The 13,339-nt window shown below is 32.6% G+C and carries 11 protein-coding genes and 6 pseudogenes; 7 read left to right on the plus strand and 10 right to left on the minus strand.

Annotation, left to right across the window (positions count from 1 at the left end; translation table 11 throughout):
• Positions 1-156: 156 nt before the first annotated feature.
• Positions 157-1,115 (minus strand): annotated as a pseudogene (locus tag BAQ46_RS23670) (collagen-binding domain-containing protein); the annotation flags it as partial.
• Between the two features lie 332 nt (positions 1,116-1,447).
• Between BAQ46_RS23670 and BAQ46_RS31180 the strand changes: the two are divergent.
• From BAQ46_RS31180 to BAQ46_RS23680, 3 genes and pseudogenes are all read left to right on the plus strand, one after another.
• Positions 1,448-1,608: pseudogene (locus BAQ46_RS31180) on the plus strand (IS6 family transposase); the annotation flags it as partial.
• 254 nt (positions 1,609-1,862) lie between these two features.
• A pseudogene (locus BAQ46_RS31755) lies at positions 1,863-2,061 on the plus strand (hypothetical protein); the annotation flags it as partial.
• 391 nt (positions 2,062-2,452) lie between these two features.
• Positions 2,453-2,845, plus strand: a complete 393-nt coding sequence (locus BAQ46_RS23680; RefSeq protein ID WP_061114610.1) for a RidA family protein — start codon at positions 2,453-2,455, stop codon at positions 2,843-2,845.
• A 107-nt stretch (positions 2,846-2,952) separates the two neighbouring features.
• Here the strand turns inward: BAQ46_RS23680 and BAQ46_RS23685 are convergent.
• The 3 genes and pseudogenes from BAQ46_RS23685 to BAQ46_RS23695 all read right to left on the minus strand — a co-directional run.
• Positions 2,953-3,480 (minus strand): annotated as a pseudogene (locus BAQ46_RS23685) (Tn3 family transposase); the annotation flags it as partial.
• Positions 3,481-3,799: 319 nt separating this feature from the next.
• Positions 3,800-4,195, minus strand: a complete 396-nt coding sequence (locus tag BAQ46_RS23690) for a DUF2283 domain-containing protein (protein ID WP_061114608.1) — start codon at positions 4,193-4,195, stop codon at positions 3,800-3,802.
• Between the two features lie 10 nt (positions 4,196-4,205).
• A complete protein-coding gene (locus tag BAQ46_RS23695; protein WP_061114607.1) occupies positions 4,206-4,811 on the minus strand; it encodes a hypothetical protein in 606 nt (201 codons plus the stop codon).
• 593 nt (positions 4,812-5,404) lie between these two features.
• Between BAQ46_RS23695 and BAQ46_RS23700 the strand changes: the two genes are divergently transcribed.
• Genes BAQ46_RS23700 through BAQ46_RS23710 form a run of 3 tightly spaced genes read left to right on the plus strand, consistent with a single transcriptional unit; the run spans position 5,405 to position 7,804 of the window.
• Complete coding sequence (locus tag BAQ46_RS23700; protein ID WP_226809519.1) at positions 5,405-6,409, plus strand: S8 family peptidase; 1,005 nt, start codon at positions 5,405-5,407, stop codon at positions 6,407-6,409.
• A 16-nt stretch (positions 6,410-6,425) separates the two neighbouring features.
• Positions 6,426-7,184, plus strand: a complete 759-nt coding sequence (locus tag BAQ46_RS23705; protein WP_061157529.1) for an SAR2788 family putative toxin — start codon at positions 6,426-6,428, stop codon at positions 7,182-7,184.
• Between the two features lie 26 nt (positions 7,185-7,210).
• Positions 7,211-7,804 carry a hypothetical protein gene (locus BAQ46_RS23710; protein ID WP_071742915.1) on the plus strand — a complete coding sequence of 198 codons (594 nt, stop codon included), beginning with the start codon at positions 7,211-7,213 and terminating at the stop codon, positions 7,802-7,804.
• 622 nt (positions 7,805-8,426) lie between these two features.
• On the opposite strand, the pseudogene BAQ46_RS23720 reads toward BAQ46_RS23710, so the two are convergent.
• The 4 genes and pseudogenes from BAQ46_RS23720 to BAQ46_RS23735 form a co-directional block, all read right to left on the minus strand.
• A pseudogene (locus BAQ46_RS23720) lies at positions 8,427-8,822 on the minus strand (recombinase family protein); the annotation flags it as partial.
• Between the two features lie 67 nt (positions 8,823-8,889).
• A complete protein-coding gene (locus BAQ46_RS23725; protein WP_061114710.1) occupies positions 8,890-9,936 on the minus strand; it encodes a DUF4030 domain-containing protein in 1,047 nt (348 codons plus the stop codon).
• The gene (locus BAQ46_RS23730) at positions 9,923-10,438 is read right to left on the minus strand and encodes an RNA polymerase sigma factor (protein WP_061114711.1); all 516 of its coding nucleotides are present in this window, start codon (positions 10,436-10,438) and stop codon (positions 9,923-9,925) included. Before BAQ46_RS23730 ends, BAQ46_RS23725 begins: the two co-directional genes overlap by 14 nt.
• 344 nt (positions 10,439-10,782) lie before the next feature.
• Positions 10,783-11,049 (minus strand): hypothetical protein, encoded by a 267-nt coding sequence (locus BAQ46_RS23735; protein WP_061114712.1) that lies wholly within the window; start codon positions 11,047-11,049, stop codon positions 10,783-10,785.
• Positions 11,050-11,192: 143 nt separating this feature from the next.
• Between BAQ46_RS23735 and BAQ46_RS23740 the strand changes: the two are divergent.
• A pseudogene (locus BAQ46_RS23740) lies at positions 11,193-11,895 on the plus strand (IS6 family transposase).
• 450 nt (positions 11,896-12,345) lie between these two features.
• On the opposite strand, the gene BAQ46_RS23745 reads toward BAQ46_RS23740, so the two are convergent.
• Both BAQ46_RS23745 and BAQ46_RS23750 read right to left on the minus strand, forming a co-directional pair.
• Positions 12,346-12,690 carry a DUF4064 domain-containing protein gene (locus BAQ46_RS23745; protein WP_061114714.1) on the minus strand — a complete coding sequence of 115 codons (345 nt, stop codon included), beginning with the start codon at positions 12,688-12,690 and terminating at the stop codon, positions 12,346-12,348.
• Positions 12,691-12,701: 11 nt separating this feature from the next.
• On the minus strand, positions 12,702-13,232 hold the full coding sequence (locus BAQ46_RS23750; RefSeq protein WP_061114715.1) for a DUF4352 domain-containing protein: 531 nt from the start codon (positions 13,230-13,232) through the stop codon (positions 12,702-12,704).
• Between the last annotated feature and the right edge of the window lie 107 nt (positions 13,233-13,339).

The following is a 13,339-nucleotide window of genomic DNA, read 5'->3' on the forward strand; positions in this document are numbered from 1 at the left end:
TTCCGTCGGTTCCGTCGGTTCCGTTGGTTCTGTCGGCTCCGTCGGTTCTGTCGGTTCCGTTGGTTCTGTTGGCTCTGTTGGCTCTGTTGGCTCTGTTGGCTCTGTTGGCTCTGTTGGCTCCGTCGGTTCTATCGGATCTGTCGGCTTTGGAGTATTCTTATTCCAATTCAACCAATTAAACTGAAAATTATGAACTTCAAATCCACCTCTTTGGTGTAACCCTCCAAGAAAAACTTGTCCGTTTATAGAACCACCTTGTGTTTCTACAACAGCATTTGGAGCAAATACGCTTCCAATAACACCGTACCCCTTCGATGTAATTTTTGTAGCATTAGGGAATACCCAAATTACTTTTCCAGCCAATTCAGTAAATGCTGAGTCTGAATCATATGGCTGTGAAGTGTTAATTAATTCTGTAGCCATTCCAGTATTGTTTGTGTCATATAGAATAGCCCCTTTACTAAAATCAACTTCCTTTGCATCCGAGTAAATAACAATAAAATCCTTGTTATCAACATTTGGTAAGTATACATCTCTTACATCTAATTTCGATTTCCCAGTCAAACCAGATGAAACATATATCTTAGGATTGTTCTCATCTTCTCCAATACCCAAACTCATATTAGGGACTGGGCTATTTGTTTGATATTGTGCCGCTTCTTCAATAACCTGATCAGCTACTTTACGAAATTCAGAAAACTTCCCATCAATTTCAGCTTTTTCCTTGTAAATAATCTGATCATATGATGACCTTAATGCGTTATTTGGATCACCATCTTTTGTCATAACAACAGTACCATCTTCAATAATCAGTAAGCCTTCGCCTGATTTTTGTAATTGTCCACCCAATAATAAAGACGGATATCCTTCATCGGTCCATTTGGCACCGGCCAAGTTAAATGCCCCAGTTGCAGCAGCAGCAACTGGGGCATTTAACTTGATGCATCCATATTACCTTGTATCGCAATGGCACCTTCAATATCACCACTGTTTGCACTGTGATCACCAAAAATAACAGCATTGTATTTAGTAGCATCCCCTAAACCTTTTAACCCGGTTGTTTCCGCTTGTACTATTTTGGCCGCACTAATCCCCAAACTAGTAATCGTTAGCACTAAAGCTATTAAGCTATTTTTCAATATTTTTTTCAATATCCTTCTTCACCTTCCTAATATTTTCTATTTTGGACATATTATCTAACCTGTCCCCCCGCTATTATAACAGCTTCTTTTTATATTACAATCTTAAAACTGATAATTTAAAAAGACGGAAGATTCTGGATTAATCAGAGAAATCTTCCCTCCTCATAGTCCAAAGGGTCCTGTTACAAAGATTTTTAAAGGTGGTTACAATCTAGAAAAAGAAGCAAGGAGAATTACACATGCGATATTTTAAAGGGAAACAATTTAAAAAGGAGATTATTTTAGTAGCCATCGGCTAATATTGTCGTTTTGCTAGTTCCTCGGGATTTCAAACTCTCTGGCATGCTTCTCGTACAATAAAAGGCATTGAAAGCATTCATGCCCATACAAACAAAGGCGAAATCTTCAAATAAGTTCCGCTTTTTCGGTATATAACGAATTACAGAAATTATTAATGTTTACATAACCCTTTAACGATGCAACCCCAGATTCTCTATGTTTTGGGTAACTTTGCAACAGAACCCATAATCAAATGAAAGTTTCCAATTAAAGTTGTTTAAATAGGAGATTGATACTCGTAGAATAAATAAGTCACTATTTTTCACCTTCTCCATATAACAATAGTGTCTAACTTACTGCATAAAAAAGCTCAATGCTTTACTATATTTGTTCGTGTGAACATATTTTAAGATAGAATAAGTGAAGGAATTATTGTGTCATTTTTATAACATCTCTTACCTTACTCGTATCCTGTATGAATGCATCCAATAAGGAAATGAATTAGAAGAAGTACTATTTGAATGGAGTCCATCCCTACCTTACCTTTCATATAAATTGATTTGGGAAATATAGATTGGACGATACTCGTCAACCACCCGATATGGCCATTTCCCCTAATGGATTAAAAACTTCAAATTAAACAAAAATAATGCTCAAAACAATAGCATTCTTTCATTTTAAAGAGCTGTTTTTTATAAAAAAGTTTGCTTATTTTTAAGCTCCTTATTCCACTAAAGCATCTGTTAGTTGAAGAGTATCTTCTTCAAGATATTCAATTAAATTTTGTTAGCGTATACTCTAGTATGGTAAATTTAATTCTATAAAAGCTATTACCAATTTTCTAATATATACTTTTACTTACATTATAAAGAAAGGGAGTGTCCATACCATGAAAAAGAGAATACTTGTGCTTTTATCTATGGGTTATGGGTACTCGACTGCAGTTTTCTTTTAGAAAAATAGTAATTGGTGGAGTCTGTCTAATTATTTAAGAAGATATGCAGAAAATTTATAACGAGTGAGGTAATATTATGAAAAAAATTATTAGAAAAAACCCTAAGCTAATGCCAAAACCATTAGGCGACTACAGTCATATCACTAGAGTGCCTAATGGGGCAGCCTTAATAGTAACATCAGGTCAAGTAGGAACAGATATGAAAGGCAATGTTCCGAAGAGTTTAAACGACCAAATAGCTAATACTTTTGCAAACATGAAAAAGATTCTTGAATCAGAGGGGTTGTCTCAAAAAAACGTTATTAAGGTTAATATCTGGGCGACTGAAGAGATAGACTGGGATTATTTCGACCTTAAATGGATTAAGTTTTTTGATAATGAATCCCCATCTATGACAATTGCATATATAACAGCATTAGGATTACCTGAATTAAAAATAGAAATTGAGCTATGGTGTGCTGAAAATTAATGACAAAAAGGGGTCACACGACCGAAAAAAGAAAATTGCACATTAAGGAATATTTTCACATATTATTGAGAAATAAAAACACAGAGAAAATGATTTTCCCTGTGTTTTTATTTCTGTTTTATTCTATTTTTTCGTAGTGGCCGTAAGATTTCAAAATTCACTTTTTGATTTAAATTCCAAATATAATCTCCTGTAAGTGCGATATATTCCCAGCCTAATGGAGAGATGTGCTGAATATATTCCTCTGGAATATGAATACCTTTACTCCGTAACGTTTCAATTGCACGAGAGATATAGATAGAATTCCAGGTTACAATCGCAGAAATAATGAGTTGAAGTCCACTTGCACGATGTAATTGATCTTCATAGGATCGATCACGAATTTCTCCTAATTGATTAAAGAATACAGCTCTAGCCAAAGATGTTTTACTTTCGCCTTTATTTAACTCAACCTGAACTTTTCTTCTATGCTCAGGATCTTATATCCATTTTAACATATATAAACTTCGTTCTATCCGGCCAATCTCACGAAGCGCAATAGATAAACTATTCTTTCTAGGATAAGATGATAATTTTTTGAAAATCAGGGAAGCTTTAACTGTCCCTTGTCGGGGCACGGCAACAATTTGCCCTTTTTCGGGCCACTTATAAAAAACTTTGAAATGTATAATAAAATTTTGACTTTAAGGTAATTAGATTTGGAGTTTTCAAGAACGCTTTTTTTTAATATGTTCCGTAAATTCATTTCAAAAAGTTAACGGAATTCCAGCTCTGTTAACTTTTTGAAAGTGGCGAGTGGCCTCTAAAAGTAGTAATCTTTGCCGTGCGCACCTACATCTACTAACTTCCATAACAATACATTATCAACTTTGTTAAAAATTAAATGAAATTCTTAACAAAGTTGAACTTAAGTAACAATTAATACCATAAAAAACCTCCAATATGGAGATTTTTTTATGGTATTAAAATTTGATCTAAAAGGCTAATATCATATTTATTTAAGTCTACAATATCTAACCCTACAAAACTTTCAAATTTTTCATCCGAGAAACAAAAATCAATCCCTTTATAATGAAATTTTTGATTCACTTCTTGCTTATTTAAGCGGAAAGAATAGATACCACCATCTTTAGTATATATCTGTGTAGAGCCTGCTAATTTAGATAACTCTAAAGCAATTGGACCAAATACCTCGATACCAACAATTCTATCCTGTTCATCGATATCTAATTCTAAATATTCGTTGACTTCTAATTCATCAGTAAGTTGAATTTTATATTGAGCTGTTGAAGATAAAGTGTATAAATAAGCTAATTTTGATTCAATATCATAAGTAATTCTTGGTTTCATTTCTTCTGTCTTACCTCCAGCGACTTTTTGGAGAAGATGTTTTATAAGTTGTTGTTAAAGAATTTCCTTTTCTTGCTACTGCTACACCCTTATAGTAATAGACTGCGGAATTATATATTGGATCATAATATTTCTTCCCTTTTGTAGCTGCATTGAAACCTTGAACAGGTGAAACACCACGTTCATACATACGTTCAGCAAGATGCCATGTAGCACGAATTGCAGGCATTCCATACTTTTTAAATAAAGCAGTAACTTCAGGAGTTGCATATAATTCTGCCTCAAGTTTTTGTTCTTCTAATAGTAATTCTTGAACATCGAAATCTGGATTAATAGTATCACGATATGCCCAAGTTTCTGCATCAATTAAAAGTTCTGTTTCATCTAAACTAAGGATTTCTTGTTCCAATTCCATGGCTTCTTCTGTCGTCATAGTAGAATCAACTTGTTCAATTTTTTGATTTTCTACTAAATTTGACGAATCAAGGTTTAATAATTGCTCATTTGTTAAATGAGTATTATTTTTTGGTTGTGATAATTCAACAGTTTCAGCCAAAGTGGGTCCTACTACAGTAAAAAGCATAACAGTAGTAATTAAAGCAATTAACTTTTTCATTATCTCTACTCCCTTCAAAATATTAACATAGGTTTCGAGTAAAGTTTGATTAATCACCTCTTACAAATCCACATTCTGTGTTAAACAAACAGACTCCATTTTGAAAAAAAATTCATCAAAATAGAATCTTTCTCTGTGACTAAATGTTCAATTTTCATAAAAAATTTTGATCAAAACATATTTAGAATCCTTTAATTAAAAAGATATAGCATCAAATCCTTCTTATAAACATCGTGACTTTATTTCATGTCCATATTTACAACTGTTACTGTAAAAAATGATGTTCTTTAATCTAGTTTGAAACAATACCTCTATTATTACCTATATATTCTTTAAAATTGAATATATCTCAGTACAAAAAGAGCTCCCGAAATCAATTGATTTGGTTCAAGAGCTTTTTTAATGCATTTTTTACAGTGACATTTATGTATAACCAAAAGATTTCGGTCCTTAATTTCATTGATCTTACGATAAATGAACATACTACATCATTAATATCATGTATAGTAAATTACATTAATTATACCAATTACCATATGGAAATATTAACATAAAAAAGAAATGATTTGCAGTGTTATAAAACTTTTTTATACATGTTATTTTTATATTTAGATTACATAGTGTTAATTACAATGCTTACCTTGAAAAAATGTAGAAAAGAGGTGAATAAGGTTAAAAAGATTTTAATTCTTATACTAACAGGACTAGTTTTGTGTAGTTCACTTTTTTATTTTCTTTTTTATAGTGAGTCTACATTATCAAAAACAAAATCTAATATTCCCTACAAAACGAAAAAACAATCTGTAACTTGGGGAAGAAAGGCTGTAATAGAAGATAAATTTACTCATATTCAAAATACAATCAAGGTTGCTATTTTGGATAGTGGTATATATAAAGAACATGAAGATTTAAAAGGTAAAGTTGTAAAAGAATTTAATACTATTAATTTAAATACTCCTATTACTGATGAAACTGGCCATGGAACTGCTATTGCTGGAATCATAGCTGCTGAAAATAATAATTTAGGAATTTTAGGTGTAGTTCCAAACGTTCTACTCTATGACGTCACAGTCCTTAATAATCAAGGTAAAGGCGATGTTGATCATCTTATTAAGGGGATACGTTGGTGTATAGAACAACAAGTTAATATATTAAACATTAGCTTTGGCTTACAATCTGAAAGTCCTGAATTAAAAAAAGCAATAGATGAAGCAGTAGATTCTGGAATTATTGTAGTAGCAGCTTCCGGTAATACCTATGGTTTGAGCGTAGACTATCCTGCTAAGTATGAAAATGTTATATCAATATCATCAGTAAATAAGGAATTTAAACGTGCTAGCTCATCTGCCAAAGGAAAAATAGATTTTGCAGCCCCAGGAGTTGATATATTGTCAACAAATCAAGATGGAGGTTATTCCATATATAGTGGAACATCGTTTGCTACTGCATTTGCAACAGGTGTTATATCTGTATTATTAGCTGAGAGTGACAATAAGCTTAACTTGGACCAAATTAAAAAAACTTTAATTGAGCGTTCAATAGATCTAGGAAGTAAGGGTTATGATAATGAATTTGGCCATGGTTTAATCCAAAAATGACTAGGAGTGACTAAAGATGCAAAAATCGTTAATAAAAATAATGATATTGACTTTATTTATTACTTTAATTCCTAATTTAGGGATTATTGTTCAAGAAGCTAATGCTGCAACACAAGAAACAAATCTAATTGATCAAAATATAGAACGACAAGTTGATAGCAGCATTTCAGAAGGCGTAAATGTTGATGTTATTACAGATAATAGTGCAGAAATCATAGTAGAAAGTGCAGTAAATGCCGTAGATTTTACCGCATCAACGGATGTTTCTTTAGATAAAGAAACAGGTGATGTCCAGGTTAATGGAAACTTTATTGATGAAAATGGGGAAGAAATAAAAGTAAATTTTGATGTTGAAGTAATTGAATCGAATGAAGAAGTATTCATCGCCAACTTTAAAGATCAAAAAACTGGGGAAATATACGAGTACGATACAACAAAACTTCAGGCTTCTGTAATACCAGCCGTTCCAGTGGTATTAGCTTTAGTAGCCAGAGTAGGTATACAAGCTGCTATTAAAAAGTGGGGAAAAACTGCTTTAAGACAAGTTTCTAAGCAACTAACAAAATCTAATAGCCCAGTGTGGAAAGGTCTATCATCACATAAAGGAAAAACAAAAACTAGTGGTAAAGGTTCAAAAAAGAAATACTATGAATGGGATCATACTCATAATGACATTGAGGTTTATAATAGTAAAGGTAAGCATCTAGGAAGTATGGACCCCCTTACTGGTGAGATGATTAAAGGTCCCGTTAAAGGTAGATCTATAAAAATATAATAGTTTGAACAGAGGTGTACTATTTCTTGAAAAAAATTAGAGGTTGGAAAAGAAGAGTAAGAAAGCTGAATCAATGGAAGGTAGAGAATAGTCAATTTGATAATAAATTTTTAGAGGTAAACCATTTTGATTATGTAAAGACTTTTAATTATCTAGACAAACGAGATTTACCAATTTGGTATAAGAGGAAAGTTATTTGTGCATTAATTGAAGTTTTTCAAAGTTGGAAGTTGGCCGCCGAATCTAAGTTTAGTCACTTTTATTTAAGATTACACATAAATGAAAATGATTTATTAGATTCCCAGTTAATTCTAGCTTTAGAGGAACAAATAGTAGAATATAAAAATAAATTCGTCGAATATCAAACTCAATTAGAAAAGCCGTTATTTTTAAATGACATCGCTCTCAATTGGCGAGCATATCATTTAGTTTCTATTTGGCTAGAAGATGAAATAAATACTCTATCTGCCACAGAAAAAGAATTATTATTAAATAATTTACTAGATGTCCGAAAAGTTACCTCCTACGATGATGAAACGTCTAATGAATATTTAATTAAGGACAGTGTTATTTGGGTATTTGATTACGAGAATATTAAAGAGGATAAGTATAAAAAATAAATAACCTCTAGAACATGAGTTTAGTACTGTACTAAACTCATGTTTTTGATTCTAATTAAATTAATATTACACGTTTGAAACATTGCATTGCCAATTAAAAAAGAATAGATGATAACTGAGACTGGATATTCTTATGATTAATAGTTACATATAACTATATGTACATTCCAAGCATATAAATTGACAGAGTGGGGGGCGTAAGTTCGATCCTCTCCGGGGTCATACAGTTAGTTATATCAAGGGCTTGAATACGTTTCTTAACAATTAAAAATGTTATGGTCATTACTCAACTTGTCTTTAGTCACCTCGATGAATTGACCTCAGACGGGTATTCAAATGGTACTTTTACTAAAAAGGCTGTCTTAAGAGTGGGTATGCTGTTCGATGATAATGAAATAGCAAATAAAGTTATGACGCAAAATATTGAATTATGCCTGATTAGGAAAGTATTTAATTAGCTGGAGGGTTTAATATTACCCACTGGCTATTATATTGGCTAAAATTCTACGTCCTTGTTGTGCATATTTGTACAGTCTGAAAATATTTGTTTTGCACAATGCTAGATGTATCAAGGATAGAACACTTATTCTTAGTTAGGGTATGAAAAAAGAGACCACCAGCATTAGCTGTTAGTCTTTCTTTTTGCACGTATTAGCGTGCTTTTACTAATACCTGTCATTTCCTCTACTTGCTTATATGAATGTGTTCCCAGTTGCATCAAAGCGTGTTCTATTTGTTTTTTGCTGTATTTATTAGGACGTCCTTCCCTAAAATCCTCACGTTGTTTAGCTATTGCTTTGCCCTCTTGAGTACGTTCTACAATCATATCACGTTCAAATTCAGCAAAAGAAAAGAAGATGTTTCGTATTAGTTTGCTTGCTGGTGTATTATCCATTATTCCAATGTTGAGTATATGTACTTTGATACCCTTATCTATCAATTCTTTAACAGTTTCAGACCCTTGTGTCATACTTCTTGCAAAACGGTCAAGTTTAGTCACGATTAAAGTATCGTTAGCCAACCGAAGTATTATAGTTCTAATACTAACTAAAATGCCAAACACCTCCTTATGTAAAGCGTTATATTTAGTTTGTTATTTTAACAAACGATTCTTCATCCTTTAACAATAATTGAATCGTATAATCATCATTTTGAATTTTTTCTTTTGTTTCTGGCAAAGCTAAATATTCTTGTATCGCTAATTCAATTCCTTCAATTGTTTCTTCAGAAGGTGGTTTATCTAAATCCGTTTTAATTGAAACATAGGAATGCCCTTTCCTCACTTTATAAGATAATCCTGTTAGTTGATAAGTCGATTTCCCTGCCATTGCAGCATATATTTCAGATGCAATATATGCCCAGCGATTATCTTGCATACGATGTTCAAAGTTAAACGTATTCACTTCAATATCTTTTACATCTAAATTTTGTGACTCTATTTCTTTTTCGATATCCGCAATAATTTCAGTTGACTCCTGAATATGGTCAGGCATATCAATTGTAACAATGTTAGAAAACCATGTTTCATTAAGACCTGCTAATTCATAATCTGCTTCTTCATCATATCCATATGATGTGAATACTTCCTTCACAATCTTACGTACCTTGTCATAAAGACTGTTTGTTTCATCGCCTTGTTCATCTCGAGGTACTTCAGTTGCTTCTGAAACCTTTAATTCATATTTGTCATAGCCATTTTCATATAGATAATTCGTTATCTTTGGTTCAAGGTCATTTGTTGCTTGTTTTAATGTAGAACCTTTCAAAAATAGTGAAATTTCAATTGTATATGGAGATGGTGTTATCCCCACAGAATTAACAGTGTAACCTTCCTTTTCAATTAATTCAAAGAGTCGAGATGTTAAATCGGGATTATACTGACCATCTGAAAAATTAGGAGTGATAGAAATTGGTAAAACTTTCGCCACAATACTTGCCATTGTCGTTGAGTAGAACGGCGATGTGATGATAAATAGCACACATGCTACAGCAATCCAACCGAAATATTTTAAATGACGTTTTTTATTTTTATGTGTACTCTGCAAAATTTTACTTCTAAGTTGGTCTTTGGATTTGTCCGTTATCTTTAGTTGTTCTTCTAATTCCCTAAATTGTTCATCATAGTATTTCATTGGTAATCCCCCCTCTAATCAATTCATTTTTCAGTTCAACTAACGCTCTTTTTAAAGTCATTTTCACTTTACTTTCTGACCAGTTTAAAACGAAGACTGTTTCTTTTGTTGAAAACTCTTTTAACTTCCGCAAAATGATGACATGCCTATAAGAAGGTTTTAATTGTTGAATAGTTCTATATAATTGTTCATTTTGAAAATTCATTGCTACGATTTGTTCAGGTATTGGCTTGTAGTCTTTCTCTTCCATTGTTAAACCCAAATAATGTTGTAAAGGGTGCTTTTTTCTAAAATAGTCCTTTGTCACATTATGTGCAATTGAAAATAACCATGTTTTCACAGATGATTTCTGTTCAAATTGCTGTTGATGTCTATATGCTTTTATAAAAGTTTCCTGTGTTAAATCCTCCGCTTGTTGATAGTCTCGCACCATTAAAAGAGTGTAAGTTAGAATCGAATCACCATATTTATTAAACCATTCAGTTAGTTCCTTTTGTTCCAAAACTGTTCCCCCTTTTCTATAAACTTAGACGCACATTAAAATGAATCGGTCACGCTTTAAACAATTGAATTCAAAGAAATAAAATCAATTATCATTCCGCCATCTTTAAGTAATTTTACAAAATAAAAAAGCGTTAATCCCAAGTTGGGACAACGCTACTAATTTGACCTCCAATATAACATTTAACCAATTTCTCAAATAATAACACATTACAAGCTGTAAATGGACTAACCTTCCGTTATCCTCTTCAACTATCTGCCCCTTTAAGTACATTCTTACACAAACAATATGGCTTATTAAATAACAAACTATAAAAGACATAGTGTCTTATTAAAATCACAGTTTTATTTATCATTGTGCATCCATGTCTTAAATTCTGACCTATATTCAAACGTCCACTCTAATACATAAAAAATCACTGAGGATAGTCTCTCAGTGATTTTTTCTTCTAGACGTTTAACAACATCATCTAATTCTGATTCGATGACTTTGAAAGCATATCGTATAGCGTATTTATAATTGAATCCACTACCGCCATTTGTGTAAATAGTGAATTTACCTTTTGCGTTACGAATATCAAATGCGTGTATTAACTGTACCTTTAATAACATCATTGCAACATGAATGGATTTATCTGTATATCCTTTCTCGTAAAGGCATTGGTTCTGGTGTAAAAATATAACACTTGTGCAATGAATCTGTAAATCTTAGACATACTGATACTATTACTCTACAAAAGGGGTGTGTGATCAGTATGAAAAAGGGAACTTTGTTTAAATGGAAGCACTATCAGCCAGATATTATTCTATTAACTGTACGTTGGTACGTACAATCTTAGTTTTCGTGATTTGATAGAAATGATGGAGGAAAGAGGACCATCCTTGGCTCATACAACGATTATGCGGTGGGTCCCTCAATATGGGACGGAGTTAGATAAGCGAATTCGACGTCATCTCAAACAAACGAATGACTCCTGGAGAGTAGATGAAACGTACATAAAAGTAAAAGGACAATGGATGTACCTATATCGTGCCGTTGATTCTGAAGGGAACACGATTGATTTTCATCTCAGTAAATCTAGAAACCATAAGGCTGCAAAGCGATTCTTCAAGAAGGCTTTGCGGTCTTTTCATATTTCAAAACCTCGTGCAATCACAGTTGATAAAAATCCCGCCTATCCCATTGCTATCAGCGGGTTGAAGAAAGAGAAAAAAATGCCGTTAGGCATCCAAATCAGGCAGATAAAATATCTAAATAACATCATAGAGCAAGACCATTGTTTCATTAAAAAACGTATATGCTCTATGTTAGGACTTAAATCTTTTCGCACAGCTACATTTATTCTTGCAGGAGTAGAAGCCATTCATATGATAAAAAAAGAACAGATTGATTTACGGGATCAGTCTGTTCAAAATCAAAAACAATTCATTCATCAATTATTTGGATTAACAGCGTAAAGAACGATTCCGGTAGGAATCCTCATTGTTTTTTGGAATGTATCCTTTATTTGCACCAGAACCAACAGCCACTTCTATATTGAGTGGTTTTGAAGCCATGCATATGCTGAAAAAAGGACCACTTCACCCACAGGTGAAGTCTGACCAAAATGAAGTTAGATTCATACATAAATTGTTTGGAATTGCATTGTAAACTGTCATTTAACAGTCCATATAGGTTCTATGTTTCTATCAAATGGTTTTGCATCAGAACCTCTTTGAATGTCATTACAAATAACAAAGATAACATTAATATAATTACCGAAAAAAGACACCCTAAGGTGTCTTCCTCCGACTTGAACCATCTTAATTTTAATAATATGTATTGGACTCCCATCCAAATATTATTTTACCATGTTAAGTAATGTTGTGCATTGAGAAAAAATAAAAGCACTCTTTCGAGTGCTCATTTTATGCAGATACAGTAGCTTTATTTTTACGGAAGATGCCCATTAATCCGCCAATTAATAATAATACTCCTGGTAATAAGTAAAAGATAGAAATACAAATAAATCCACCAATAGCAGCGATAGTCATCATGATTCCGCCAACTTTCGCTTTACTTCTTACCATAACAGAACCAACGATTCCTAAGATTGATAGGCCTACAGCACCCCAACCTAATCCGATAATCGTATTTGCGCCTTCAGCTTCAAAAGCAGCTCCCATACCGCCGATCATTAAAGCGATAAATGCACAAATAACACCGAAAATACCACCAATAAGTCCTAATACAAATTCAGCTGTTCTTTTCATTTAATTTCTCCTTATTTAGCAGGTGTGAATTCAAATTTCACAGATTTATCATCTAACGTAAAATTAGGTTTATATGTACCTGTATATTTATCTGAGTCAGCTACATCAAAGTACATTTTTCCTGTAATTTGATTACCTGGGCCAATATTCTCGTTCATAAAAGCATTATCTGCGCCGAAATATTCTTTGAATTGGTTGCCATTAGCATCAGCAATCTTCAATTCTTCTGTTCCGATATAAGCATCTTTCTTACCGTTGTTTTTCGCAGCGAAATCAATTTCTAGTACTTTCCCTTTTTCAGCTTTTGAATACTCATTAGGTTCAACGAATTGAGCTGAATTGAAAGTGATTTGTAATCCATTAACTTCTACTGTTTCTCCAGTTTTATAAACTTTGTTTTCAGTAGATGCTTTTTTGTCCTTTTTTTCCTCTTGTTTAGAAGATTCGTTTTTACTTACTTCCTTAACTTCAGTTTCGCCACAAGCAGCTAAACTAAAAGCAAGCGCTCCAGTTAAAGCAATTGTACCCATTTTTTTATACATTTTGTTTCCTCCAGTTATGTAAAATGTAAGATTTCCAAGATTATCATATCAGATGACCTGACTATTTTATGTCGTATTATGTCGAAAAAAAAAAAAAAAAAAAAAAA

Origin of the sequence: Bacillus paranthracis (genome assembly GCF_001883995.1) — a bacterium.
Classification (GTDB): Bacteria; Bacillota; Bacilli; order Bacillales; family Bacillaceae_G; genus Bacillus_A; species Bacillus_A paranthracis.